The following is a 24,439-nucleotide window of genomic DNA, read 5'->3' on the forward strand; positions in this document are numbered from 1 at the left end:
GGCCCCCCCCCCCGGGTTTCTCGACACACCGGTTGGGGGCCCGGGCCAGCCGCGGGGGGGGGGCCCCCTTCCGTTGTCTTGCCCGAGGGCGGTTCTTGGCGGGCCTTATCCGTTGTTGCCGCCGAAGAGGCCGCCGCCTCCGTTGTTGCCCCCGTTGTTGCCGCCGATCTTGATCGTCGTCAGCGTGACGGTGGTGTTGTCCGGGCTGCCGTTGGCCGGGCTGTCGGCCGCGGGGTTCTGGCTGATCACCTTGGCGTCGTCGCTTCCGTCGCTGCCCGGGGCGAACTGGATGTTGTTGAAGCCGGCTCCCTGCAGGATCTGCCTCGCCTCGGCCACGGTCTTGCCGAAGACGTTCGGCACCGTCGCCTGCTGCTTGGCCTTGCCGATCTGGATCTGCACCGTGGAGCCGGGGTCCGCCTGCGCGTTCGCCGCAGGGGTCGTCTGGATGACCTTGCCGACCAGGTTCTGGTCGTCGGTCTCCGTGTCGACGCACTGACCGACGAGGTTGTTGGCCGTCATCTGTGCCTTGGCCTCGTCACAGGTCTTCGTGGAGACGTCCGGGACGACGGACTGCTTCTTCTCCTTGGCGACGGTCAGGGTGATGGTCGAACCCTTCTGCACCTCGGCACCGAGGCTCGGGTTCTGCTCCAGGACGGTGTTCGGCTCCTCGCCGGACTCCTCGTACTTCGGCTTGACCGTGAACCCGTACTTGTCGTCCTCGAGGATCTGCTTGGCCTCGTCCAGGGTCTTGCCCTTGACGCTCGGCACCGCAACCTTCGGAGCCCCGGTGGACACGACCACGTTGATCGTGTCGCCCTTCTTCACCGTCGAGCCCACGGTCGGATCCTGCGAGCAGACGTTGCCCTTGGGTTCGTTCTCGCACGGCTTGCGGGTGGGTGAGAGCTTCAGCTCGCGGTTGTCCGCCATCTTCTGGGCGTCGCCCAGCGTCTGGCTCACGAAGTTGGGCACCTTGAACGAGTCGCTGCCCGTTCCCTTGCCCGAGAAGGCGTACTTTCCGATCAGGATCGCGCCGATGAGCACCAGGACACCCGCGACGACCAGGAGGATCGTCGAGGTGTTGTTCTTCTTCTGGCGGCGCCGGTCGGGGCGGTCGTCGTAGCCGTAGCCGCCGTCGTCCGGGTTCATGGGCGGGAGCATCGACGTGGCCTGGGCGTCCGAGGAGCGCAGGGCCGTGGTCGGCTGGTCGTCGCCGTAGCCGCCGTAACCGACCGAGCCCATGGCGGCGCTGGCCGCGACGGGCTGGCCGTCGAGGCAGGCCTCGATGTCGGCGCGCATCTCGTCGGCGGACTGGTAGCGGTAGTCCGGGTCCTTCACGAGGGCCCGCAGCACGATCGCGTCCATCTCGGGCGTGATCTCGGGGTCGAAGACCGACGGGGGCTGGGGTTCCTCGCGGACGTGCTGGTACGCGACGGCGACCGGGGAGTCGCCCACGAACGGCGGGCGCACGGTCAGCAGCTCGTAGAGCAGGCAGCCGGTGGAGTAGAGGTCCGAGCGGGCGTCGACCTGTTCGCCCTTCGCCTGCTCGGGAGAGAGGTACTGGGCCGTGCCGATGACCGCGGCGGTCTGCGTCATCGTCATGCCGGAGTCGCCCATGGCGCGGGCGATGCCGAAGTCCATGACCTTGACCTGGCCGTTGCGCGTGAGCATCACGTTGGCGGGCTTGATGTCACGGTGGACGATGCCGGCGCGGTGCGAGTACTCCAGGGCCTGGAGGATGCCGATGGTCATCTCCATGGACCGCTCGGGCAGCAGTCTGCGTCCCGAGTGCAGCAGCTCGCGCAGCGTGGATCCGTCAACGTACTCCATCACGATGTACGGGATGGAGGTGTTGTCGATGTAGTCCTCACCCGTGTCGTAGACGGCGACGATCGCGGGATGGTTGAGCGAGGCGGCCGACTGGGCCTCCCGGCGGAACCGGGCCTGGAACGACGGATCGCGTGCGAGGTCGGCCCGCAGCGTCTTCACCGCCACGGTACGGCCGAGCCGGGTGTCATGTGCGAGATAGACCTCGGCCATGCCACCACGGCCGAGCACGTGGCCCAGCTCGTACCGGCCGCCGAGGCGACGCGGCTCTTCCATAGCTACCTACCAGCCCTCTCCGTCGGTCCCGACCGCACCCTTGTGTGGTCCGGCGGTGTGCTGTCCGGGCATACCGTACCCGGATCGGCTTCTGTGACCTGGCCTAGACCGTCACCCGTGACAGGACCGGTATCGCAACGTGCACCGATGTGATGGGGACGTGAGCGGGGTCACTTCTTGCTGTCGATGACTGCCTTCATCACGTCCCTTGCGATGGGGGCGGCCAGACCGCCACCGGAGATGTCGTCGCGGCTGGCGCTGCCGTCCTCGACGACGACCGCCACGGCGACCGGAGAGCTGCCGTCGGGGAGCTTCGCGTAGGAGATGAACCACGCGTAAGGCTTCTCACTGTTGGCCACACCGTGCTGGGCCGTACCGGTCTTGCCGCCGACGGTGACACCGGGGATCTGCGCCCTCTGGCCCGTGCCCTCCTTGACGACCGTCTCCATCATGGACTGCAGGATCTGGGCGTTGGCCTCGGAGAGCGGCTGGCTCATCTTCTCGGGCTCGGTCTGCGAGATGACGTCCAGGTTGGGCGCCTGCAGCTTGTCGACCATGTAGGGCTTCATGAGCGTGCCCTGGTTGGCCACGGCGGAGGCCACCATGGCCATCTGCAGCGGGGTCGCGGCGGTCTCGAACTGGCCGATGGAGCTGAGCGCGGTCTGCGCGTCGTCCATCTTCTTGGGGAAGACGGAGGCGTTGGCGCGCACCGGGGTGAGCTGCTCGGAGTTGAAGCCGAACTTCTCGGCCTCCTCCTGCATCTTGTCCTTGCCGAGGTCGGCGCCGATCTTGCCGAAGACCGTGTTGCAGGACACCTTGAGCGCTACGCGCATGGTGGCGTCCTTGCAGGGGATGTTCCCCTCGTTCTTCAGCTCGGTCCGGGTGCCCTTGAGGATGTACGGCAGCGGGGTGTCGGTGTGCTGCTCCGCTGTCGTGTACAGACCGTTCTCCAGCGCCGCGGCCGCGGTGACCACCTTGAAGGTGGAGCCCGGCGGGTAGGTCTCGCGCAGCGCCCGGTTGAGCATCGGGTCGTCGGGGTTGTTCTTCTTCTGGAGCTTGTTCCAGGCCTTCGCGTCGCTGTTGGTGTTTCCGGCGAAGGACGAGGGGTCGTACGACGGGGTGGAGGCCAGCGCCAGGATCGCGCCGGTCTGCGGGTTGATCGCGGCGACGGCGCCCTTGCCCCGGCTCAGCAGGCCCTTGTAGGCGGCCTTCTGCGCGGCGGCGTTGAGAGTGGTGACGACGTTGCCGCCCTGCTGCGCCTTGCCCGTGATCATGTCGAGGGTGTTGCGGAAGAAGAGCCGGTCGTCGTTGCCGGTGAGGATGCCGTCGTCCAGCTTCTCGAGCTGGGAGGCGTCGAAGGCCTGCGAGGCGTACCCGGTGACCGGCGCCCACATGGCGCCGTCCTTGTACGTGCGCTTGTAGACGAAGTCGTTGATGCCGTTCTTCTTCGTCTCGGTGGAATCGGTGATGGGGTTGCCGTCGACGATGATGTCGCCGCGCGGGGTGGCGTACCGCTCGATGGCGACGCGGCGGTTGTGCGAGTCGGTTCGCAGGGTGTCCGCCTGGACGTACTGGATGTAGTTGTCGCGGAGGAGCAGGGCGAGGACGAGGAGCCCGCAGAAGATCGCGATCCGGCGCAGGGGCTTGTTCACGGGCGGACCACCTGGGTCATCTCGGCGTCGGGGCTGGGAGCGGGCGCGGGCGCCGGACGGCGGGCGGTGTCGCTGATGCGGATCAGTACGCCGACGAGTGCCCAGTTGGCGATCACGGAGGAACCGCCGGAGGCCAGGAACGGCATGGTCATACCGGTCAGCGGGATCAGGCCCATGACGCCGCCGGCGACCACGAAGACCTGGAGGGCGAAGGCGCCGGAGAGGCCGACGGCGAGGAGCTTGCCGAACGGGTCGCGGGCCGCGAGCGCCGTGCGGATGCCGCGTTCGACGATCAGGCCGTAGAGCACCAGGATCGCCATGACTCCGGCGAGGCCCAGTTCCTCGCCGAACGTGGCGAGGATGAAGTCGGAGTTGGCGGCGAAGCGGATGAGCTCGGAGTGGCCCTGACCGAGGCCGGTGCCGAGGGTGCCGCCGGAGCCGAACGCCCACAGGGCCTGCATGGCCTGCTCGGAGTGGATGATGCCGTCCTGGACCCCGGACTGGCTGAGCATGTACTCGTGCATCGGGTCGAGCCAGGCCTGGACGCGTGTCTGGATGTGCGGTTCGAAGGTCGCCACACCGACCGCGCCGCCCGCCGACATCAGCAGACCGAAGACGATCCAGCTCGTCCGCTCGGTGGCGACGTACAGCATGACGATGAACATGCCGAAGAACAGCAGCGACGTACCGAGGTCGGTCTCGAAGACCAGGATCAGGATCGAGATGAACCAGACCACGAGAATCGGGCCGAGGTCGCGGCCGCGCGGCAGGTACAGGCCCATGAAGCGGCGGCTGGCCAGGGCGAGCGCGTCGCGCTTCACCATCAGGTAGCCGGCGAAGAAGATCGCGAGGACGATCTTCGCGAACTCGCCGGGCTGGATGGAGAAGCCGGCGACCGAGATCCAGATCTTGGCGCCGTAGATGTTGGCGCCCAGGCCCGGTACCAGCGGGAGCAGCAGCAGGACCAGGGCGCCGACCATGGAGATGTAGGTGTAGCGCTGCAGGACGCGGTGGTCCTTCAGGAAGAACAGCACGCCGACGAACAGGGCGATGGCCAGCGCGGTGTACAGAAGCTGGCGTGGTGCCGCGTTGCCCGCCTGGTTGATCGACTGGAGCAGCTTGGACTGGTCGAGCCGCCAGATGATCACCAGGCCGAGCCCGTTGAGGAGCGTGGCCAGCGGCAGCAGCAGCGGGTCCGCGTACGGGGCGAACTTGCGCACCGCGAGGTGGGCGACGCCGGCCAGCAGGCCGAGGCCCGCGCCGTAGCTCAGCAGGCCGGTGGGCACCTTGTCGTCGATGGCGAGGCCCACGTTGGCGTAGGCGAACACCGGGATGACGACGGCGAACACCAGCAAGGCCAGTTCGGTGTTGCGTCGGCTCGGTGTGCCGATCGATCCGATCGTGGACGTGTGGTGTGTCGGCGTGTTCGTACTACTGCTCATCGTGTGACAGGGCCCCTCACGGCTTCTTACTGCTTACCGCACAGCGAGACCAGCTTCTGCTCCTCGTCGGAGAGGCTGGGGCCGGGTGTGGGAGTGGGTGCGGTCGTGGACTTGGAGGACGAGGGTGCCGAGCTCGACGGGGTCGGGCTCGGGCTGGACGTGGCCTTGGACGTCAGAGAGGTCTTTGTGGTTCCCGTGGTCCCGTCGGCCTTGGCGGAACTGGGCTTCGCGCTGTTCTGGCTCTCGGCCGTACGGCGCTGGGCGTCCTTGCGGCAGGCGGAGGCCTGCACGGCGAGTTCGTCGATCTTCGCCTGCGCGTCGGCGAGGCCGCCTTCGGTGATGGTCGCCTTGACCTGCTTCTGCTGGTACGGCGGCAGGTACTTGAGTTCGATCTCGGGGTGGTTCTTCTCCACCTTCGAGAGCGAGACCCAGGCCAGGTCCTGGCTGATGCCCCGGTAGAGGGCGACGTGGTCGTCCTGGGCGCCGACGTAGTACTGCGTCTGCGTCCAGCGGTAGCCGCCGTACAGGCCGCCGCCGATGACGGCGAGCGTCAGGACGACGTAGAAGGATCTCTTGAGCCACCTGCGTCCGGAGCGCGGCTTGACGAAGTCGTCGTCGCTGTAGTCCCCGAAGCTGTTCGTGGAGACGTAGCCGGTGGTGTCGCCGCTGCCGGGCGGGCCGAACTCGCCGCCGCCGCCCTGTCCGGGCACGGGCCGGCCGAGGCCGGAGGCGCGGCCGGCTGGGGTCTGCATGGCGCCGTTGTCGTGGAGCTGGAGCTGGTTCTCGGCGACCGCGCCGACCACGACCGGGGTGTCGGAGAGCTGTGCCGCGAGGGTGTCACCGGAGTCGATGTCGAGGACGTCGGCCACGATGACGGTGATGTTGTCCGGGCCGCCGCCGCGCAGCGCGAGCTGGATGAGCTCCTGCACGGTCTCCTGCGGGCCCTGATAGCTGGCGAGGGTGTCTTCCATCGTCTGGTGGGAGACGACGCCGCTGAGGCCGTCGGAGCAGATCAGGTACCGGTCGCCGGCGCGGACCTCGCGGATCGAGAGGTCGGGTTCGACGTGGTCGCCACTGCCCAGCGCGCGCATCAGCAGGGAGCGCTGCGGGTGGGTGGTGGCCTCTTCCTCGGTGATGCGGCCCTCGTCGACGAGGCGCTGCACCCAGGTGTGGTCCTGGGTGATCTGCGTGAGCACGCCGTCCCGCAGCAGGTACGCGCGGGAGTCGCCGACGTGCACGAGCCCGAGCCGCTGGCCGGTCCACAGCAGCGCGGTGAGCGTGGTGCCCATGCCCTCGAGCTGCGGGTCCTCCTCGACCATCAGCCGGAGCTGGTCGTTGGCACGCTGTACGGCGGTGCCGAGCGAGGTGAGGATGTCGGATCCGGGTACGTCGTCGTCGAGCGCGACGATGGTGGAGATCACCTCGGAGCTGGCGACCTCACCGGCGGCCTGGCCGCCCATCCCGTCGGCGATCGCGAGCAGACGGGGACCGGCGTAGCCCGAGTCCTCGTTGCCCTCGCGGATCATGCCTTTGTGCGATCCGGCGGCGAAGCGCAGTGACAGACTCATGCGCACCTCGCCCGTCGGCTCCGGGTACATCCGCACGGTGCCCACCCTCCGGTCGGGAGCGCGCCGGGGTCCCTTGTGTGGACCGCCGCTGCGTGCTCGCTCCGCTCGCTCATTGTCGTACTACTTCCGCAGCTCGATGACGGTCTTGCCGATGCGGATCGGCGCGCCCAGCGGTACGGGCGTCGGGGTCGTCAGCCGGCTCCGGTCGAGATACGTGCCGTTGGTGGAGCCGAGGTCCTCGACGATCCACTGGCCGTCCCGGTCGGGGTAGATCCTGGCATGCCGGCTGGAAGCGTAGTCGTCGTCCAGCACGATGGTGCTGTCGTGCGCCCGGCCCAGGGTGATGGTCTGGCCCTGGAGCGCCACGGTGGTGCCCGTGAGGGTGCCCTCCGAGACGACCAGCTTGGACGGTGCGCCACGACGCTGCCGGCCGCCGGCGGCGGGCGCCTGCTGCTGGCGCTGCTGCGGAGGCGCGGCCTGTCGCGCGGCCTGCTGGGGCCTCGCGGCGTCCCTGCGCGAGCCGCGCTGTGTGACGCGCGTTCCGAACAGGTCGCTGCGGATGACCTGCACGGCCACGATCACGAACAGCCACAGTACGGCTAGGAAACCCAGCCGCATGACCGTGAGGGTCAGCTCTGACATTGCCCCCGCTTCACCCTTCGGCTTGCCGGTAAATGATGGTGGTGCTGCCCACGACGATCCGCGAGCCGTCGCGGAGCGTAGCGCGGGTTGTGTGCTGCCCGTCCACCACGATGCCGTTGGTGGACCCGAGATCCTGGATCGTCGAGGGCGTTCCGGTCCGGATCTCACAGTGCCGGCGCGATACGCCGGGGTCGTCGATCCGCACGTCGGCTTCAGTGCTGCGGCCCAGCACCAGCGTCGGGCGGGAGATCTGATGGCGTGAGCCATTGATCTCGACCCAGTGCCGCATACGGCCACCCGCCGCCGGGCCGGCCGGGGGCCGGGCACCCATGGGTGCCATGCCCGGACGGCCGCCGGGCGGCGGCGCGGACGGCATGGGGGGAGCGGCCGAGGGCGGGTAGCCGTAGCCACCCTGGGCTCCGCGGGGGCCCGCTTGTGCGGGGCCCGCGGGGGCGCGCTCGGGAGACTGCTGATCGGCGGAGGAGGCGAGCGTACGGCTGCGGACCCGGTAGAGACCGGTGTCGAGGTCGTCCGCCTTCTCCAGGTGGACCTTGATGGGGCCCATGAAGGTGTAACGCTGCTGCTTGGCGTAGTCGCGGACCATTCCGGCGAGCTCGTCGCCGAGCTGTCCGGAGTAGGGGCTGAGGCGCTCGAAGTCGGGCGTGCTCAGTTCGACGATGAAGTCGTTCGGGACGACGGTCCGGTCGCGGTTCCAGATCGTGGCGTTGTTGTCGCACTCGCGCTGCAGCGCTCCGGCGATCTCCACGGGCTGGACCTCGGACTTGAACACCTTGGCGAAGGTGCCGTTGACCAGACCTTCGAGACGCTGCTCGAACTTCTTCAGGACTCCCATGGGGCACCTCCTCCGTCGTTGCCGTCCTGGTACAGCTTGCTGTCGTCTTTCCGGCCCTGCTGGACCAGCCGGCCTACCCGGCCTTGCTGGTACTGCTTACTGATCGTATCCACGCGTCGGGAAATCGGCTGGTTCCCCCTGTCGGCACGGTCGACGGGTTGTCGACACCTTCCGAAGTCCCCTCCCGAAGTTCCCTGAGAGGCCCCTCTTCGAACTCTTCCCGGCACTGCTTCTGCCATGGATCGTAGAGGCGCCCCAGGACCAGTGTCCCGCACCTGACTGTGCGGCCCGTCCGACTCCTGGGGAGATGCGCTGGACCGGTACGAGGTTGATACGTGAACCGGTTCTGTCTGAAACGCGTGACGCGCGCCGGGACGCCGGTGACGAGGCAGTCGGCGCCGGCTGCCTCGCCGTCCGGGCCGGGAGGCCGGGCGGGGCAAGGGCACCGGGCCCGTGGGGGCGGTGGTGGGCCGGGGTGCGCGGCGCCCGGTGCGCGGGCGGGAGGGGCGGGGAAAGGGATGTGATTCCACCCCTGACAGCGTGCTAATCTTCTGCATGTCGGAAGGCGCCCGCCGCGAAAGCGGGAGACGGAAGACACACCCAATGCGCGGGTGGCGGAATAGGCAGACGCGCTGGATTCAGGTTCCAGTGCCCGAAAGGGCGTGGGGGTTCAACTCCCCCCTCGCGCACCAGCCGAAAGCCCCTCAGGTCATCGACCTGAGGGGCTTTCGCGTTGCCCCGAATGCCGCCTCCGCCGCGTTCCCCTCGGGGCGCTTCCGCCGTCCCTCCCTGGTGCTCGCGCGATGTCGCGCGCCGGGTGGTGCCGGCCGTCGCGGGTCGCGCGGACGGCCGGGAGCGCCGTGAAGTGTGACGATGCTCTCACGCAAGTGGTGGGGAACCGATGGGGAGTTGGCGGGACGGCGGCCGGTGAACGGGCGTTCGCGGATCTGAAGGCCCGTGAAGGCCCCTGAAGGGGCGCTCGCGGACCCGAAGGCCCCCTGGGCGCGGCGGAGCCCCGCGGGGCGGGGTGTCCGGCCCTGCGAGGCTGTGCGCCGCCGTACCGGTGTCCCGGCCCTGCGAGGCTCCGCGCCGCCGTACCGGTGTCCCGGCCCTGCGAGGCTGTGCGCCGCCGTGCCGGTGTCCGGCCCTGCGAGGCTCCGCGCCGCCGTACCGCCGTGTTGCGCCCGGTGGGCGGGGTGGCGGTCGTCGGGTGCTGTGATCAGGCGGCGAGGTGCGCCGCGACCTTCTTGGCCCGGGCGGCCGCCTCGTCCAGGGCCTTGCTCCGGGACGCCTCGAAGAGCGGGACCAGGTCGGCCATCGCCGGGTTGTGCGGGGCCATGGTGAGCTCCGGGACGATGAATTCGACGTCGAGGGCGAGCATGTCGCCCAGCACGGCCTCCAGGTAGTTCTGCACGTACTCGAAGCCCGCGCGCGGAGTGCCCTGCGCGTACGAGCCGCCGCGGCTGGCGACGACCGTGACCGGGGTGCCCTTGATCGCCGCGTCCTCGGTCATGGCGGTGCGCCCGATGAGGATGACGTTGTCCAGCCATGCCTTGAGGGTCGAGGGAATGGAGAAGTTGTACATCGGGGCGCCGATCAGGATCGCGTCCGCGTTCTCCACCTCCTCGATCAGCTTCAGGCGTGCCGCGAAGGCCTCGGCCTGCCCGGGAGTGTGGGTGTCCGGGGCGGCGAAGCCGGCGGAGTGGGCATCGGCCGTGATGTGCGGCACAGGGTCCGTGGCGAGGTCGCGGTAGACGACCGTGCCGTCGGGGTGCTGCTCCTGCCAGGCCGCGCGGAAGGTGTCCGTCACGGTGCGCGAGACGGAGGCGCCGCCCGGGGTGGCGGACGAGTCGATGTGGAGGAGGGTGGCCATGGTGATCTCCAGGCAAAAGAGGGCGTATGGGGTGGTGGCGCCGAGGCCGGGGCGGGTCGTGATGGATCGGCACCGGGTGGGGTGCCGGGCCCGCGGTGTTTCGGTCCCGGGTGGGGCTCCGGGGTCCCGGGTGGGCCGGACCCCGGAGGGGGTGAACCGGATCTGGGCAGAGCTCTGGCAAGGGTCGAGTCGCGAGTCGCCCTGGTGGGCTTCTCTTTCGTGCCTAACTAGAGATAACACAGTCACTTACTTTTTTTCATCCCCTTGTGGAGACGCAGTACCCTGAAGCCATGCCAGTACCGGGGAGCCACGACGCGGGGCCGTGCCAGAAGGTCGACGACGGCATGACCCGTGTCTTCACGCTGCTCGGAAAACGATGGACGGGTCTCGTCGTCGCGGTCCTGATGCAGCACCCCATCCACTTCGCCGACCTTCGCAGAGCCATTCCCGGCATCAGCGAGCGGATGCTCTCCGACCGGCTCACGGAACTCGGCGCGGCCGGCCTGGTCGTGCGCAACGTCGACGAGGGCCCACCGCTGCGGGTCTGCTACGCGTTGACGGAGGCGGGCGCGGCGCTGGAACCGGCCCTCAAGGAGCTGGGTTCCTGGGCAGAGCGGTACCTGCCGGAGGGCGGGCCCTGCCGGGTGCGGTAGCGGGCCGGGCTCTGCCGGACTGCGGAGTGCGGTGCCGCAGGGCCGCCGGACGGTGTGCGCGGCTGAGAGCACGGCCGCATCCCGGGCGTCGGCGGAGTTGTCCACAGGGTCTGACGCGTTTTCGCGACCGGCTGTACGGTCAGCACGAGTTGATGTTCGTGCGCGGGGGAGGGCGGTCGTGATGGCCGAGGTCGGTACAGCGGGGGCGGAGCGGCAGACGGCGCAGACGGGTCGGGCCGGGCTGGTCGGTCCGGTACGACAGGAGACCGGTGCCGGGCAGGGCGCGTCCGTGCCGGAGCCCGGGCGGAGTTCCTCGCCCGAGGGACCGTCGGCGGCGGCCGAGAGCGGGCCGGCGGCCGAGGCGTTCGGGGCCCGGGGGTTCGCGGTTCCGGGGTTCGCCGCCTGGCCGGTGAAGGGTTCACCCAAGGAAGAGGGGAAGGCCCTGCGCGGGCGGGTCCCGCGTGCGGTGCACGCCGAGCTCCTGATGGACGCCGACCGGCCGGACGCCGTGACCGCGGTCGAGGAGTCCAACCGGGGCCGGATCCCCGGGCTCACCCCGATACGGGTCGGCAGGATGGCGGCCACACCCTTCGCGTTCCTGCGCGGCAGTGCCGGGCTCATGGCGTACGACCTCGCCCGCACCCCGATGTCCGGCGTCAACGCCCAGATCTGCGGCGACGCCCACGCGGCGAACTTCGGCCTGTACGGGGACGCGCGCGGCGGTCTGGTCATCGATCTGAACGACTTCGACGAGACGGTCTACGGCCCCTGGGAGTGGGACCTCAAGCGGCTCGCCACCTCGCTCGTCCTCGCGGGCCGGGAGGCCGGCGCCGACGAGGACACCTGCCGCGCCGCAGCACGCGACTGTGTGGGCGCGTATCGCCGCACCATGCGCCTGCTGGCCAAGCTGCCGGTGCTGGACGCCTGGAACGCCATCGCCGACGAGGAACTCGTCTCGCACACCGACGCCCACGACCTTCTCGGCACCCTGGAACGGGTCTCCGAGAAGGCGCGGGCCAACACCAGCGGACGGTTCGCGGCCAGGTCGACCGAGGCCGTGGACGGCGGCGGCCGTCGCTTCGTCGACGCGGCACCCGTGCTGCGCCGCGTTCCCGACGAGGAGGCGGCCGCGGTCGCGGCGTCCCTGGAGCACTATCTGACGACGCTCTCCGAGGACCGCCTCCCCCTGCTCGCCCGCTACGCGGTGCACGACGTCGCCTTCCGCGTCGTCGGCACCGGCAGCGTCGGCACCCGCTCGTACGTCGTGCTGCTCCTGGACCACCGCGGCGAAGCCCTGGTCCTCCAGGTCAAGGAGGCCCGTGCCTCGGCGCTGCTCCCGCACCTGGCGACCATCGGTCATCCGGTGCCCGAGGTGGCTCACGAGGGCCGCCGAGTCGTCCTCGGCCAGAAGCGCATGCAGGTCGTCAGCGACATCCTTCTCGGCTGGACCTCGGTCGACGGTCTGCCCTACCAGGTGCGCCAGTTCCGCAACCGCAAGGGCAGTGTCGATCCCGCCGCGCTGGCCGCCGACCACGTCGACGACTACGGCCGTATGACCGGCGCCCTGCTGGCCCGCGCCCACAGCCACAGCGCCGACCCGCGCCTGATAGCCGGGTACTGCGGCAAGAACGAGGAGCTGGACGAGGCCGTCGCCTCCTTCGCCGTCGCCTACGCGGATCGCACGGAGGCGGACCACGCGGCCCTGACGGCGGCGGTCCGCAGCGGACGGATCGCATCTGAACCGGGAGTGTGACCGGGGAGAGCTGCGGCCGGCGCCGGTCCGTAGTGCTGCGGGTCCGGTGCCGGTGACTGTGGCTGTGTCTGCGTTGTGCCGGTGCCGGTGCCGGTGCCGGTGCCGGGTCCGGTGACTGTGGCTGTGTCCGTGTCTGCGTTGGTCCGGTGATGGTGATGGTGCTGGATTCGGCGGTCGGGGTGGTTGGGGTCATTGGGGTCGTTGTGGCCGGTCAGGTGGCTGTAGGGACGGGGAAGGCAGTGAGCCCCGGGGGAGTGTGGCCTACGCTGGTCGGGTGACGACCCCGGAAGCCGATCAGAGCCAGTCCGAGCCCGCCTTCGAGGGGGGCCGGGAACACTCCGGTGCCCCGGAGGGCGAGACGCCCTACACCGCCCCCGGCGACGACGGCCGCATCACGGACGCGGAGGGCACGGACGCCGCTTCCGGCGCCCCGTCCGGCTCCCAGCCCGGCTCCCGGACTGCGGAACAGGGCGAGGGGCAGCCCCAGGAGCAGGGCGAGGCTCGGAACGATGACGGCCGGAGTCCGGCTCCGAACGTGGAGGACCGTCCCGAGGCGCGCCTCGAGCGGGCCGTGCGGGCGGCCGAGCAGGCGTTGATCGAGTTCGAGATCGCCGTGGAGACCTTCCGCGTCGAGGTCGACAATTTCTCCCGGCTGCACCACCAGAAGCTCGGCCCCATGTACTCCCGGCTCGACGAACTGGACGCTCAGATCGCCGAGGCGCGTGCCGCGCTCACCGGTGACCCGGAGGACATATTCAAGGCGCACGAGGCACGGGCGCGGGTCATGCCCATGCCTGGGGTCGAGGAGCTGTTCCACGGCTGGATGGACTCGGATGGCCTGTTCCCCGAGGCCGTGGCCATGCTCACGGACCAGCCCGTACGGCCCCCGCAGCGCGTACGTCCCAGCGAGGAGGCCCGCAAGCTCTTCCGTGAGCTCGTCCGCAAGGCCCACCCGGATCTCGCGCAGGACGACGACGAGCGCAAGCGGCGTGACGAGTTCATCGCCCGTGTGAACACCGCGTACGCCAGGGGCGACGAGGCGTTGCTGCGGGAGCTGGCCGCGGAGTGGGCCGCCGGTCCCACGCCCGAGGAGTGGAAGCCGAGCCGCAGCGAGGAGCTCTACGCCCGCCTCGAATGGCTCTCCCAGCGCAAGGAGATGCTCACCCTCGTCGCCCGTGAGCTGGAGGAGAGCGCCATCGGCGCCATGCTCAAGCTGGCCCCGGAAGACCCGGACCGTCTCCTGGAGGAGATCGCCGAGCAACTGATCACGCAGGTCGGCGAGCGCGAGCACGAGCTGGCGACGCTGATCGCCCAGGCTCCCTGAGCTTCACCGGCGCGGTCGGGTAGCGTCGGAGGCATGAGTTTCGGAGCTGGTGTGCCCACGGTCGGGGTCGACAATCTCGCGGTCGACGACTTCCTGCTGGACGTCCGGGAGGACGACGAGTGGGAGGCAGGTCACGCCGAGGGGGCCCTGCACATCCCCATGAGCCACTTCGTCGCCCGGTTCGGCGAGCTGACCGAGGCGGCTCCGCAGGACGGCCGGGTCAACGTGATCTGCCGCTCCGGCGGGCGTTCGGCGCAGGTCACCATGTACCTGGTTCAGCAGGGCATCGACGCCGCGAACGTCGAGGGCGGCATGCAGACCTGGGAGGCCGTCGGCCGCCCGGTCGTGAACACCAAGGGCGAGCCCGGCTTCGTGCTCTAGCCGGAGCCCGCTCAACCCGGGGCGACGCCCGCCGGCTGGGCCCGCCCACCCTGCCCGGGAACGAGAACGCCTGGAGGGCTGGGCGCTGTCACCCCAGGGCGTGGGCCGCCAGCAGGTCGCCCAGGGCTTCCTCGTGTGCCGCCGCCGGGCCGAGTGACAGTTCCAGGTGCTTGGCCCAGGCGTGGTACCGGTGCAGCGTGTACTCGGTGTCGGCGCCGAACCCTCCGTGCAGATGCTGGGCGGTCTGCACCACCCGGCGGACCCCTTCGGACGCCCAGATCTTGGCGACGGCCACATCACCCGCGGCCGGGAGCACGCCGCCGGCTCCCGTGCTGATGCGCCACGCGGCCTGCCAGAGCGTCGCCTCCATGGCCCGCAGGTCGATGTAGCGGTCGGCGGCCTGGACGGCGACCGCCTGGAACGTGGCGACGGGGAACCCGAACTGCTCCCGCTTGCTCGTGTACGCGCTCGTCATCCGGAGCACCTCCTCCCCGAGCCCGAGCGCCAGCGCACAGGTGCCGGTGGCCAGCAGATCGCGCAGCCACTCCCACGCCCCCGGGGTGTCGATGACATGCCGCCCGGCGATCCGGGCGGAGTCCAGGCGCAGTTCTCCGAGCCGCTCGCCGGTCGTGGAGATCTGCTCGGCGAGCACGGTGCCTTCGTGGCCGCGGGGAACCAGGGCGAGGACGGTCCGGTCGGTGTCCGTGTGCGCGGGCACGACGACGAAGTCGGCGTCCAGGGCCCAGGGGACCGCCGTCTGCACGCCGTCCAGAATCCATCCGGCGCCGTCCCGCCGTGCGGTCACGGCGCGTTCGGCCGGGTCGTGCCCGGTCCTGCCGTTGGCGGCGACGGTCAGTACGACGTCACCCCGGCCGGCCCGTGCCGGCAGCTCCGCCCTCAACTCCTCGCCGCCGTAACGCCGTACGGCCGCCGTCGCCGCGCTGTTCTCCAGCAGCGGCACCCGTGCCAGGACCTTCGCCGACTCCCGCAGTACGAGACACAGCGCGATCGCGTCGAGGCCCGCCCCACCGGCCTCCTCGTCGAGCAGCAGGCTCAGCAGGTCCGCGTCGGCGAGCCTCGCCCACAGGGGCCGGTCGAAGTCCTCGGCGACGGAGCCCGCGGTGAGCGCGGGACTGGGCACCCCGTCGGGGGCGACCCCGGCGAACACCCCCCGCGCCGCTTCGGCCGCCGCCTGCTGCTCCTCGGTGAAGGTGAAGTCCACGATCTCGTCCTCCCGCGCACGCACCGGACCAACGACCAGACGGACAGCCTGATCTGACGGTGCGTCAAGATAGAACAGGTTCTACGAGAAGGGAACGGCCGACGATCGGCCACTCCTTCCCGGCGGCCAAGTCCTTCCCAGCAGCCAAGTGCTTCTCGGCGGCCGACGACTTTCCCCGAGGTCGATTCTCAGCGGTCGAAGCCTTTCCCGGCGGTCGAAGTCCGGCTCAGCGGTCGAAGTCCAACTCGACCTTCTCCGTGGCGGGGTGAGACTGGCAGGCCAGTACGTACCCGGCCTCCGTCTCCTCCGGTTCCAGCGCGAAGTTGCGGTCCATCCGCACCTCGCCCGAGACGAGGAATGCCCGGCAGGTGCCGCACACGCCGCCCTTGCAGGCGTAGGGGGCGTCCGGGCGGTTGCGCAGAACCGCGTCCAGCAGCGACTCGCCGTCCTGGACCGGCCAGGTGCCGCCGCGTCCGTCGAGCCGCGCGGTCACCGTGCTGTGCGCGGGAGCCGGTACGGCGGAAGGAGTCGTCGTGCCGGCGTCCACGTGGAAGATCTCCTCGTGGATGCGCGTCCGGGACACCCCGAGCCCGCGAAGCGTGCGCTCGGCGCCCTGGACGAGCCCCATCGGCCCGCACAGGAACCATCCCGCCACCCGGTCCACGGGCAGCAGCGCCGGAAGCAGCGCGGTGAGCCGCTCCTGGTCGAGGCGGCCGGACGGCAGCCCGGCCTGCTGCTCCTCGCGGGAGAGGACGGTCACGAGCTGGAACCGCTGCGGATAGCGGTCCTTGAGGTCGGCGACCTCCTCCAGGAACATCGTCGAGGCCGACGTACGGTCGCTGCGGATCAGGCAGAACCTCGCGTCCGGCTCCCGCGCCAGCAGGGTCGAGACGATCGACAGCACCGGGGTGATCCCGCTGCCGCCCACCACCGCCGCGTACAGGCCGGGCGAGGGCTTCAGCGTGAAGCGTCCCGCCGGGATCATCACCTCCACCTCGTCGCCGACGGCGATCTCCTTGAGCGCGTACGTCGAGAACGCGCCTCCGTCGACCAGGCGCACGCCGACCTTCAGGGTGCGCGGCGCCTCGCCGTCGGGGGAGGGTGCCGGCGAGCAGATGGAGTACGTGCGGCGGATCTCCGCGCCGTCGACCGTGCGGCGCAGGGCCAGGTGCTGGCCGGCGGCGTGCCGGTAGTCCTCGCGCAGCTTCGCGGGCACCGCGAGGGTCAGGGCCACGGAGTCGTCGGTGATCCGGTCGACCGCGGCCACCGTGAGCGGGTGGAAGCGGGCCATCACAGCTCCTTGAAGTGGTCGAACGGTTCGCGGCAGGACAGACAGCGGCGCAGCGCCTTGCACGCGGTGGAGGAGAAGCGGCTGAGCAGTTCGGTGTCGGCCGATCCGCAGGCCGGGCAGCGGACGGGTTCCGGCTCGTCCGTGACCGTCCGGGTCGGACCCAGGTCGAGGGCCACCGGTCCGGCGGGACGGCCGCCGCGCGGCGGCGCTATCCCGAACTCCCGCAGCTTGCGGCGGCCTTCGTCAGAGATGTCGTCGGTCGACCAGGCGGGACTGAGCACCGTACGCACGGACACCTCGCGGATGCCGTGTTCGTGGAGCACCCGCTCGATGTCCATGGACATGGCCTCGACGGCCGGGCAGCCGGTGTAGGTCGGGGTCAGTTCCACCTCGACGCGGTCCGTGCCGCGGACGTGGACGGCGCGCAGGACACCGAGGTCCTCCAGGGTGAGGACGGGGAGTTCGGGGTCGAGTACGGAGCCGGCCAGCCTGCGCAGTTCCTCCTCCAGGGCGGTGGTCGTCACCATGACGCCCCCGGGTGGCTGCGGTGCAGGTGCTGCATCTCGGCGAGCATCCGCCCGAAGGACTCGGTGTGCAGGCCCTGGCGTCCGGCGCCGGCCGTCCAGGCCCCGGTCCGCGGGCCCTCGGGGACGGTCAGTGTGGCCCGGCGCAGCGTGGCTTCCACGGACTCCGCCCAGGCGGCCCGGAGGCCGTCCCAGTCGATGTCGACGCCGTCGAGCGGCTGGAACATCTCGCCGGTGAAGCGCCACAGAGCCTGGCAGGCCCGGCCCATCCGCTCGTGGCTCTCGTCCGTGCCGTCGCCGAGGCGCAGGGTCCACTGCTCGGCGTGGTCCTGGTGGTAGGCGACCTCTTTGACGGCCTTGGCGGCGAGGGGAGCGAACTCGCTCTCCCCGGATGCCAGTTGTGCGTAGAGAAGCCGCTGGTAGGTGGAGAAGTAGAGCTGGCGGGCGATGGTGTGCGCGAAGTCGCCGTTCGGCTGCTCGACGAGCTGGAGGTTGCGGAAGGAGCGCTCCTCGCGGAGGTAGGCCAGCTCGTCCTCGTCGCCGGCCATGGAGAGCAGGACCCGGGCCTGGCCGAGCAGGTCCAGCGCGATGTTGGCCAGGGCGACTTCCTCTTCGAGGACGGGCGCGTAGCCCGCCCACTCCCCCAGCCGGTGCGAGAGCACCAGGGCGTCGTCGCCGAGGGCCAGGGCGGCCGCGGTGTTCACGGTGAGAGTCACAGGTGCTTCACCCCTTCCGGGATCTCGTAGAACGTCGGGTGGCGGTAGGGCTTGTCCGCGGACGGCTCGAAGAACGGGTCCTTCTCGTCGGGCGAGGAGGCCGTGACGGCGGCCGACGGGACGACCCAGATCGAGACGCCCTCGCCGCGGCGGGTGTACAGATCGCGGGCGTTGCGCAGCGCCAGCTCGGCGTCCGGCGCGTGCAGGCTGCCGGCGTGGGTGTGCGACAGTCCCCGGCGCGAGCGCACGAAGACCTCCCACAGCGGCCAGTCGGTGTTCGTCATGCTCGGGTCGCTCCTGTCTCACCGGTCGTGCTCGTCGAGCCGACGGTCCCGCTCGTGTGCTTGTCCGCGTACGCCGCGGCCGCCTCCCGCACCCAGGCGCCCTCCTCGTGGGCGCGCCGGCGCTGGGTGATCCGCTGGTCGTTGCACGGGCCGTTGCCCTTGAGGACCTCCCAGAACTCCGTCCAGTCGATGGCGCCGAAGTCGTGGTGTCCGCGCTCCTCGTTCCACACGAGGTCGGGGTCGGGCAGGGTCAGGCCGAGCGATTCGGCCTGGGGCACGGCTATGTCGACGAAGCGCTGGCGCAGCTCGTCGTTGGAGTGGCGTTTGATCTTCCACGCCATCGACTGGGCGGAGTGCGAGGACTCGTCGTCGGGCGGGCCGAACATCATCAGGGAGGGCCACCACCAGCGGTCGACGGCGTCCTGCGCCATCGCGTGCTGTTCGGGGGTGCCCTGGCTCAGGGCCAGCAGCAGTTCGTACCCCTGGCGCTGGTGGAAGGACTCCTCCTTGCACACGCGGACCATGGCGCGCGCGTACGGGCCGTACGAGCAGCGGCACAGGGGGACCTGGTTGGTGATCGCCGCGCCGTCGACGAGCCAGCCGATGGCGCCGACGTCCGCCCATGTCAGCGTCGGGTAGTTGAAGATCGACGAGTACTTCTGGCGGCCGGAGTGCAGCTTGTCCAGCAGTTCGTCGCGGCCGACGCCGAGCGTCTCGGCCGCGCTGTACAGATACAGCCCGTGTCCCGCCTCGTCCTGGACCTTCGCCATCAGGATCGCCTTGCGGCGCAGCGAGGGCGCGCGCGTGATCCAGTTGGCCTCGGGCTGCATGCCGATGATCTCGGAGTGGGCGTGCTGCGCGATCTGGCGGACCAGGGTGGAGCGATAGGCGTCGGGCATCCAGTCGCGGGGCTCGATGCGTTCGTCGGCCGCCACCGCGGCGTCGAAGACGACCTCGTACGCCGCTGTGCGCGCCGCTTCGTCGGCGGCTTCGTCCGCTTGTGTGCGGGCCGTGTGGTGCGCTGATGCTGTCGCCATGCGGTCCCCCTCGACCTCTCGCTCCCGACCGACCGATCGTTCGGTCCATTCGCAACAATGGTCGGTCGAGCGTCGTACGGTGTCAACCGCTGTGGACAACTCGTGGGCGGCGGCGTGCCCCGTTGTGACAGATGGGGCTGTGCCGGAGGGCCGGCTCTGATTACGGTTCGCTTGCGCACGTCGTGGTGCGGTACGACGTGACGGTACGGTGCCCGCAGTCCGGTGGCCGGCAGTCGGATCCGGGATCGTGGATCGGGGCGGGATGGACGCGAGGCACGAGGACTCTGAGCGGGAGCCGGGTTCGGCCGCGCCCGGGGAGGGCACGCCTGCGGGCGCGCCCGGAGTCACCGGTGGTACGCCGTTGCCCGGCCCGCGACCGGCCCACGAGGCGGCGCCCCGCCCGGCGCCCGAGGCGACCGGGCCCGACACCGGGGCGGCCGAGGAGGACGCGGCGGAGCGCCCCGCGGAGCCCGAGAGCCCGGAATCAGGCCCCGTCGCTTCCGCGGCCTCTCAGGAGCCCACGTCCGCGACCGCCGCTCCCGCGCTCCCTGAGGAGCCCACGTCCGCGACTGCCGCTCCCGCGTTCCCTGAGGAGCCCACATCCGCGCCCGCGGGCCTCGACGGGACCGAATCCGGTACGACGGCACCTCTGGGGTACCCCGGAGAAGACGACTGCCCGGGGGACGGGGTGCCCGTGGGACTCGCGGCGCTGTCCCTGCGCTCTCAGATCGCCGCCGCCCTCGCCCTGGCGGTCGTGGCCGTCGTCGCCTGTGCGCACCTCGGCATGGTGTTCCTGCATGTCGCGCCGTCGAACACGGTGACGAAGCAGCACGGCCGCGCGATCGACGACTGGATCTACCCCGAGTTCGAGCAGAACTGGAAGCTCTTCGCCCCCAACCCGTTGCAGCAGGACATCGCGGTCCAGGTCCGCGCCCTGGTCCGCACCGAGGACGGCACCAGCCGCGAGACCGGCTGGTACGACCTGTCCGCGCTCGACGGACTGGCCATCGATGGCAATCCGCTGCCGAGCCACACCCAGCAGAACGAACTGCGCCGTGCCTGGGACTTCTACCTCGGCACGCACGACGGCGAGAACCGCGGCGTGGGCCTGCGCGGCGATCTCTCGGAGCGTTATCTGCGCCGTATCGGCGTCCTGCGCCTCCACCGCGAGCACGCGGGCGGCGAGGGCGCCGTCGTCGAACGCCTCCAGTTCCGCTCCCTCACCACCGACGTGCCGCCTCCACGGTGGAGCGACGAGAAGGTGTCCGACCGGCCCGTCGTCCGTGAGCTGCCCTGGTGGGCCGTTCCGGCCGGCGACCGCGCGGACGGGCTGACGGAGGCGAGCACCCGATGAACCGATTCGCTCCCACGCTCGCGCGCGGCATCGCCCGGGTCACCGAGTCCGCCCTCGGTCCGTACCAGAGCGCCGTGATCCGTATCGGCTTCGCCGCCACCTGGCTGCTGTTCCTGCTGCGCGAGTACCCCCACCGCCAGGAGTTGTACGGGCCCGACGCGCCCTGGAGCTGGGACCTCGCCCGGCAGCTCGTCGCGAGCAACCACGCCTTCACGGTCCTGTTGTGGTCCGACAGCCGGATGTGGTTCGAGACCGTCTACGCCGTCGCCGTCCTCGCCGCCGCCCTGCTGCTGGTGGGATGGCGGACCCGCGCAGTGTCCGTGGTCTTCATGATCGGCGTGCTGTCCCTGCAGAACCGCAGTGTCTTCGTCGGGGACGGCGGGGACAACGTCCTTCACCTGATGGCGATCTACCTGGTGTTCACGCGCTGTGCCCAGGTGTGGTCCCTCGACGCGCGGCGGGACCGCCTCGCCCGCGAGACGCGCGAGCGGGGCGAGAGGACCGGGCCGGACCGAGCGGGCCCGATGCTGTGGGCGGGTCTCGGGATCGCGCTGGCGGTGGCGACGGGCGCGGGGCGGATCGACGGGGGTTTCCTGGGCGGCTGGCTCACGGTCTTCTGGGGGCTGTGGGCGGCGCAGGGGCTGTGGTGGGCCGTCGGCCGTCTCGCCCGCACCGCGGAGCCGCGCGCCCTGCTGGACATCGTCGCCAACCTCGTGCACAACGCCGCTCTGATGATCATCATGGCCGAGGCGTGCCTGATCTACGCGACGGCGGGCTGGTACAAGATCCAGGGTTCGCGCTGGCAGGACGGCACCGCCGTCTACTACCCGCTCCACCTGCGGTCCTTCTCCCCGTGGCCGGCGCTGTCCGACCTGATGTCCGCGCACGGCACGATCGTGATGCTGGTGACGTACGGAACGGTCGCCGCGCAGGTCGCCTTCCCCTTCACCCTGTTCAACCGGCGGGTCAAGAACGTCCTGCTGGCGGTCATGATGACCGAGCACGCGGTGATCGCCGTGGTTCTCGGGCTGCCGTTCTTCTCGCTCGCGATGATCGCCGCGGACTCCGTGTTCCTGCCCACGCCCTTCCTGCGGTACCTGGGCGGACGGGTGGCACGCACGTGGGACAGGCTGTTTTCCGGCGGCGGCCGTACGCTCCCGGGGCCCCGTGAGCCGCTACCGGGCGCTCCGGAGGAGCCCGGGCACACGCACGTAGGCTTCACCGCATGAACGACCCGGTACGTGTCTGGCGCCAGCTCTGCGACGACTCCGTCCTGCTCGACGGCTTCCACGCCCTCAAGCACGCGGTGCGCTTCGGGGCGCGGATCCCGGTCGCCGTCACGACCGACCGGCCGGCGGTCCTCGAACTGGCCGGCGAGCTCGCCCCCGACGTGCGTGCCGCGCTCGACGAGCTGCTGACCGAGGTACCCGGGCCGGCGTTCACGGCACTCGTGCCGCGACCGCATCCCACCTCGGTGGCGGCTCTCGCCGTACGTCCCTCACGCGCCGCCAACCTGGAGACGCTGGCCCGCGCGCCGCGCACCGCGCCCGTGGTCGTCCTCGACAATCCGCGCAACCTCGGCAACGCGGGGGCGGTGATCCGGCTCGCGGCGGGCTTCGGCGCGACCGGGGTGGTCACGACGGGCACGCTCGACCCCTGGCACCCCACCGTCGTACGCGGCGGGGCCGGCCTGCACTACGCGACCGCCGTGGAGCGCCTGAGCGTGGACGAACTGCCCGCGGGTCCGGTGTTCGCGCTCGACCCCGAGGGCGAGGACATCCGGGGGACGAAGCTTCCCGACGACGCCCTGCTCGCCTTCGGCTCGGAGCGCAGCGGGCTGTCCGCCGAACTGCGCTCCCGGGCCGACCACCTGGTCTCGCTGCCGATGCGCCCCCAGGTCTCCAGCTACAACCTCGCGACCAGTGTGGCCATGACGCTGTTCCACTGGAGCGCCACCGGGGACGCACGGGCCTAGGGCCTGCCCGCCGGACAGGCCCTGGACGCCCGAAGGGCTTCGGGGCTCACGCCTCCCGGCGTACCTCGATCACCCGGAAGCGGTTCGCCACGAACGCCCCGTCGCACAGCGCCGCGTTGGCCGCGCCGTTGCCGCCCGAGCCGTGGAAGTCCGAGAACGCGGCCGTCTGGTTGACGTAGACCCCGCCCGTGAGGTTCAGGGAGAGCTGGGCGCACTCCTCCAGGCAGGCCTCCTGCACCTCGCGCTCGAACGCCTCGTCGGTGGTGTACGCGCCGACGGTCATCGCGCCCTTGTCCCGCGTGGTGTGCCGCAGGAGCTCCACGGCCTCCGCGGCCGAGTCGACCGCGACGGCGAAGGACACCGGACCGAAGCACTCGCTCAGGTAGGCGGCCTCGTCGTCGCTCCCGGCGTTCTCCCAGAACTTGCGCGCGCCGTCCAGCTTCACGATCAGCGGTGAGCGCACGACGGCACCCGGGAACTCCGGGTTGTCGATCTGCCGCGAGGGCAGGGCCACCTCGCCGAGACCGGCGGCGGCCTCCAGCCGGGCCTTGACGTCCGGGTTCACGATGGCGCCGAGCAGCGCGTTCGCGCGGGCGTCGTCGCCGAGGAGTCCGCCGACCGACTTCGCGAGATCGGCCGCCACCTCGTCGTAGGACTTGTGGCCCTCGTCCGTGGAGACGCCGTCGCGCGGGATCAGCAGGTTCTGCGGGGTGGTGCACATCTGGCCGCTGTAGAGCGACAGGGAGAACGCCAGGTTGGACAGCATCCCCTTGTAGTCGGCGGTCGACTCCACGATCACCGTGTTGACGCCGGCCTTCTCCGTGTAGACCTGCGCCTGGCGGGCGTTGGCCTCCAGCCAGTCGCCGAAGGCGGTGGAGCCGGTGTAGTCGACGATGCGGATCTCGGGGCGGGTGGCCAGCGTCTTGGCGATGCCCTCGCCGGGACGCTCGGCGGCGAGCGCCACCAGGTTCGGGTCGAAGCCCGCCTCGGCGAGCACCTCGCGCGCGACCTGCACGGTGAGCGCGAGCGGGAGCACCGCGCGCGGGTGGGGCTTCACCAGGACCGCGTTGCCCGTGGCCAGCGAGGCGAACAGGCCCGGGTAGCCGTTCCACGTCGGGAAGGTGTTGCAGCCGATCATCAGCGCGACGCCGCGCGGGACAGGCGTGAACTGCTTGGTGAGCACGAGCGGGTCGCGCTTGCCCTGGGGCTTGCTCCACTCCGCGGTGTCGGGGGTGCGGACCTGCTCCACATAGGCGTAGGCCACTGCCTCCAGACCGCGGTCCTGCGCGTGCGGGCCGCCCGCCTGGAACGCCATCATGAAGGCCTGGCCGCTGGTGTGCATGACCGCGTGCGCGAACTCGTGCGTGCGGTCGCTGATCCGCTTGAGGATCTCCAGACAGACCACCGCGCGGATCTCCGCGCCCGCGTCGCGCCAGGCGCGCTGCCCCGCGCGCATGGCGGGCAGCAGCGTGTCGATGTCCGCGTGCGGGTACGTGACGCCGAGCTCGATGCCGTACGGCGACACCTCGCCCCCGACCCAGTCGTCCGTGCCGGGCTGGTCCAGGTCGAGGCGGGTGCCCAGCAGGGCGTCGAAGGCGGCCTTGCCCTCGGCCATGCCCAGGCTGCCGTGCTCGCCGTACGCCTTGGGGTGCTCGGGATGCGGGGACCAGTACGCGCGCGTGCGGATCGCTTCCAGCGCCTGATCCAGGGTCGGCCGGTGCTTGGCGATCAACTGGTGCGCGGTGAGTTCGGCGGCCATCAAGGACCAACTCCTTGTCTCAAGAGCTCCTCGTCG

Annotated in this window: 21 protein-coding genes and 1 tRNA gene; 8 read left to right on the forward strand and 14 right to left on the reverse strand. The window is 70.7% G+C overall.

Features of this window, described 5'->3' with window-relative positions:
* Positions 1-105: 105 nt before the first annotated feature.
* From pknB to ACFXGX_RS08955, 6 genes are all read right to left on the reverse strand, one after another.
* Positions 106-2,100 (reverse strand): Stk1 family PASTA domain-containing Ser/Thr kinase, encoded by a 1,995-nt coding sequence (pknB, locus tag ACFXGX_RS08930; protein ID WP_384786825.1) that lies wholly within the window; start codon positions 2,098-2,100, stop codon positions 106-108.
* A gap of 170 nt (positions 2,101-2,270) precedes the next feature.
* Positions 2,271-3,752 (reverse strand): peptidoglycan D,D-transpeptidase FtsI family protein, encoded by a 1,482-nt coding sequence (locus ACFXGX_RS08935; protein WP_384786828.1) that lies wholly within the window; start codon positions 3,750-3,752, stop codon positions 2,271-2,273.
* Positions 3,749-5,194, reverse strand: a complete 1,446-nt coding sequence (locus ACFXGX_RS08940) for an FtsW/RodA/SpoVE family cell cycle protein (protein WP_384786831.1) — start codon at positions 5,192-5,194, stop codon at positions 3,749-3,751. The genes ACFXGX_RS08935 and ACFXGX_RS08940 overlap by 4 nt, the downstream gene beginning before the upstream one ends.
* Positions 5,195-5,220: 26 nt before the next feature.
* Positions 5,221-6,792, reverse strand: a complete 1,572-nt coding sequence (locus ACFXGX_RS08945; protein ID WP_384786939.1) for a Stp1/IreP family PP2C-type Ser/Thr phosphatase — start codon at positions 6,790-6,792, stop codon at positions 5,221-5,223.
* A 90-nt stretch (positions 6,793-6,882) separates the two neighbouring features.
* Entirely contained in the window at positions 6,883-7,404 is a 522-nt protein-coding gene (locus ACFXGX_RS08950) for an FHA domain-containing protein (protein WP_355762002.1), read from the reverse strand.
* A 10-nt stretch (positions 7,405-7,414) separates the two neighbouring features.
* Complete coding sequence (locus ACFXGX_RS08955; RefSeq protein ID WP_384786835.1) at positions 7,415-8,257, reverse strand: FhaA domain-containing protein; 843 nt, start codon at positions 8,255-8,257, stop codon at positions 7,415-7,417.
* A 605-nt stretch (positions 8,258-8,862) separates the two neighbouring features.
* On the opposite strand from ACFXGX_RS08955, the gene ACFXGX_RS08960 reads away from it, so the two are divergent.
* Positions 8,863-8,949 (forward strand) — tRNA-Leu (locus ACFXGX_RS08960).
* Between the two features lie 527 nt (positions 8,950-9,476).
* Here ACFXGX_RS08960 and ACFXGX_RS08965 read toward each other — a convergent pair.
* Entirely contained in the window at positions 9,477-10,130 is a 654-nt protein-coding gene (locus ACFXGX_RS08965) for an FMN-dependent NADH-azoreductase (RefSeq protein ID WP_384786838.1), read from the reverse strand.
* Positions 10,131-10,420: 290 nt separating this feature from the next.
* Here ACFXGX_RS08965 and ACFXGX_RS08970 point away from each other — a divergent pair, with 290 nt between their 5' ends.
* From ACFXGX_RS08970 to ACFXGX_RS08985, 4 genes are all read left to right on the forward strand, one after another.
* Positions 10,421-10,783 (forward strand): winged helix-turn-helix transcriptional regulator, encoded by a 363-nt coding sequence (locus ACFXGX_RS08970; RefSeq protein WP_384786841.1) that lies wholly within the window; start codon positions 10,421-10,423, stop codon positions 10,781-10,783.
* A gap of 181 nt (positions 10,784-10,964) precedes the next feature.
* Positions 10,965-12,536: a DUF2252 domain-containing protein gene (locus tag ACFXGX_RS08975; RefSeq protein WP_384786843.1), complete on the forward strand. Its 1,572-nt coding sequence runs from the start codon at positions 10,965-10,967 to the stop codon at positions 12,534-12,536.
* A gap of 274 nt (positions 12,537-12,810) precedes the next feature.
* Positions 12,811-13,860: a hypothetical protein gene (locus ACFXGX_RS08980; RefSeq protein ID WP_384786846.1), complete on the forward strand. Its 1,050-nt coding sequence runs from the start codon at positions 12,811-12,813 to the stop codon at positions 13,858-13,860.
* A gap of 33 nt (positions 13,861-13,893) precedes the next feature.
* Positions 13,894-14,241: a rhodanese-like domain-containing protein gene (locus tag ACFXGX_RS08985; protein WP_384786849.1), complete on the forward strand. Its 348-nt coding sequence runs from the start codon at positions 13,894-13,896 to the stop codon at positions 14,239-14,241.
* 88 nt (positions 14,242-14,329) lie between these two features.
* Here ACFXGX_RS08985 and ACFXGX_RS08990 read toward each other — a convergent pair whose 3' ends face one another.
* From ACFXGX_RS08990 to paaA, 6 genes are all read right to left on the reverse strand, one after another.
* Positions 14,330-15,463: an acyl-CoA dehydrogenase family protein gene (locus ACFXGX_RS08990; protein ID WP_384786942.1), complete on the reverse strand. Its 1,134-nt coding sequence runs from the start codon at positions 15,461-15,463 to the stop codon at positions 14,330-14,332.
* Positions 15,464-15,689: 226 nt separating this feature from the next.
* Entirely contained in the window at positions 15,690-16,754 is a 1,065-nt protein-coding gene (locus ACFXGX_RS08995; RefSeq protein ID WP_384786852.1) for a 2Fe-2S iron-sulfur cluster-binding protein, read from the reverse strand.
* Complete coding sequence (gene paaD / locus ACFXGX_RS09000) at positions 16,754-17,281, reverse strand: 1,2-phenylacetyl-CoA epoxidase subunit PaaD (protein WP_384786855.1); 528 nt, start codon at positions 17,279-17,281, stop codon at positions 16,754-16,756. Before paaD ends, ACFXGX_RS08995 begins: the two co-directional genes overlap by 1 nt.
* A complete protein-coding gene (paaC, locus tag ACFXGX_RS09005) occupies positions 17,275-17,994 on the reverse strand; it encodes a 1,2-phenylacetyl-CoA epoxidase subunit PaaC (RefSeq protein WP_384786858.1) in 720 nt (239 codons plus the stop codon). Before paaC ends, paaD begins: the two co-directional genes overlap by 7 nt.
* Positions 17,991-18,278: a 1,2-phenylacetyl-CoA epoxidase subunit PaaB gene (paaB, locus tag ACFXGX_RS09010; protein WP_164372737.1), complete on the reverse strand. Its 288-nt coding sequence runs from the start codon at positions 18,276-18,278 to the stop codon at positions 17,991-17,993. Before paaB ends, paaC begins: the two co-directional genes overlap by 4 nt.
* On the reverse strand, positions 18,275-19,315 hold the full coding sequence (gene paaA / locus ACFXGX_RS09015; protein ID WP_384786861.1) for a 1,2-phenylacetyl-CoA epoxidase subunit PaaA: 1,041 nt from the start codon (positions 19,313-19,315) through the stop codon (positions 18,275-18,277). The genes paaB and paaA overlap by 4 nt, the downstream gene beginning before the upstream one ends.
* 262 nt (positions 19,316-19,577) lie before the next feature.
* Here paaA and ACFXGX_RS09020 point away from each other — a divergent pair, with 262 nt between their 5' ends.
* Genes ACFXGX_RS09020 through ACFXGX_RS09030 form a run of 3 tightly spaced genes read left to right on the forward strand, consistent with a single transcriptional unit; the run spans position 19,578 to position 22,644 of the window.
* On the forward strand, positions 19,578-20,669 hold the full coding sequence (locus tag ACFXGX_RS09020; RefSeq protein ID WP_384786864.1) for a DUF5819 family protein: 1,092 nt from the start codon (positions 19,578-19,580) through the stop codon (positions 20,667-20,669).
* Positions 20,666-21,898, forward strand: a complete 1,233-nt coding sequence (locus ACFXGX_RS09025) for an HTTM domain-containing protein (RefSeq protein ID WP_384786867.1) — start codon at positions 20,666-20,668, stop codon at positions 21,896-21,898. The genes ACFXGX_RS09020 and ACFXGX_RS09025 overlap by 4 nt, the downstream gene beginning before the upstream one ends.
* A complete protein-coding gene (locus tag ACFXGX_RS09030; RefSeq protein WP_384786870.1) occupies positions 21,895-22,644 on the forward strand; it encodes a TrmH family RNA methyltransferase in 750 nt (249 codons plus the stop codon). The genes ACFXGX_RS09025 and ACFXGX_RS09030 overlap by 4 nt, the downstream gene beginning before the upstream one ends.
* A gap of 46 nt (positions 22,645-22,690) precedes the next feature.
* On the opposite strand, the gene paaN is transcribed toward ACFXGX_RS09030, so the two are convergent.
* Complete coding sequence (gene paaN / locus ACFXGX_RS09035) at positions 22,691-24,403, reverse strand: phenylacetic acid degradation protein PaaN (protein ID WP_384786873.1); 1,713 nt, start codon at positions 24,401-24,403, stop codon at positions 22,691-22,693.
* Between the last annotated feature and the right edge of the window lie 36 nt (positions 24,404-24,439).

Origin of the sequence: Streptomyces sp. NPDC059371 (assembly GCF_042751995.1) — a bacterium.
Lineage (GTDB): Bacteria > Actinomycetota > Actinomycetes > Streptomycetales > Streptomycetaceae > Streptomyces.

Coding starts and splice junctions, on each gene's coding strand:
- ACFXGX_RS08965 (WP_384786838.1), bottom strand. CDS start 10,130: ATGGCCACCCTCCTCCACATCGACTCGTCCGCCACCCCGGGCGGCGCC.
- ACFXGX_RS08970 (WP_384786841.1), top strand. CDS start 10,421: ATGCCAGTACCGGGGAGCCACGACGCGGGGCCGTGCCAGAAGGTCGAC.
- pknB (WP_384786825.1), bottom strand. CDS start 2,100: ATGGAAGAGCCGCGTCGCCTCGGCGGCCGGTACGAGCTGGGCCACGTG.
- ACFXGX_RS08950 (WP_355762002.1), bottom strand. CDS start 7,404: ATGTCAGAGCTGACCCTCACGGTCATGCGGCTGGGTTTCCTAGCCGTA.
- ACFXGX_RS09020 (WP_384786864.1), top strand. CDS start 19,578: ATGGACGCGAGGCACGAGGACTCTGAGCGGGAGCCGGGTTCGGCCGCG.
- ACFXGX_RS08940 (WP_384786831.1), bottom strand. CDS start 5,194: ATGAGCAGTAGTACGAACACGCCGACACACCACACGTCCACGATCGGA.
- ACFXGX_RS08945 (WP_384786939.1), bottom strand. CDS start 6,792: ATGTACCCGGAGCCGACGGGCGAGGTGCGCATGAGTCTGTCACTGCGC.
- ACFXGX_RS09030 (WP_384786870.1), top strand. CDS start 21,895: ATGAACGACCCGGTACGTGTCTGGCGCCAGCTCTGCGACGACTCCGTC.
- paaD (WP_384786855.1), bottom strand. CDS start 17,281: ATGGTGACGACCACCGCCCTGGAGGAGGAACTGCGCAGGCTGGCCGGC.
- ACFXGX_RS09025 (WP_384786867.1), top strand. CDS start 20,666: ATGAACCGATTCGCTCCCACGCTCGCGCGCGGCATCGCCCGGGTCACC.
- ACFXGX_RS08995 (WP_384786852.1), bottom strand. CDS start 16,754: ATGGCCCGCTTCCACCCGCTCACGGTGGCCGCGGTCGACCGGATCACC.
- ACFXGX_RS08955 (WP_384786835.1), bottom strand. CDS start 8,257: ATGGGAGTCCTGAAGAAGTTCGAGCAGCGTCTCGAAGGTCTGGTCAAC.
- paaB (WP_164372737.1), bottom strand. CDS start 18,278: ATGACGAACACCGACTGGCCGCTGTGGGAGGTCTTCGTGCGCTCGCGC.
- ACFXGX_RS08985 (WP_384786849.1), top strand. CDS start 13,894: ATGAGTTTCGGAGCTGGTGTGCCCACGGTCGGGGTCGACAATCTCGCG.
- paaA (WP_384786861.1), bottom strand. CDS start 19,315: ATGGCGACAGCATCAGCGCACCACACGGCCCGCACACAAGCGGACGAA.
- paaN (WP_384786873.1), bottom strand. CDS start 24,403: ATGGCCGCCGAACTCACCGCGCACCAGTTGATCGCCAAGCACCGGCCG.
- ACFXGX_RS08975 (WP_384786843.1), top strand. CDS start 10,965: ATGGCCGAGGTCGGTACAGCGGGGGCGGAGCGGCAGACGGCGCAGACG.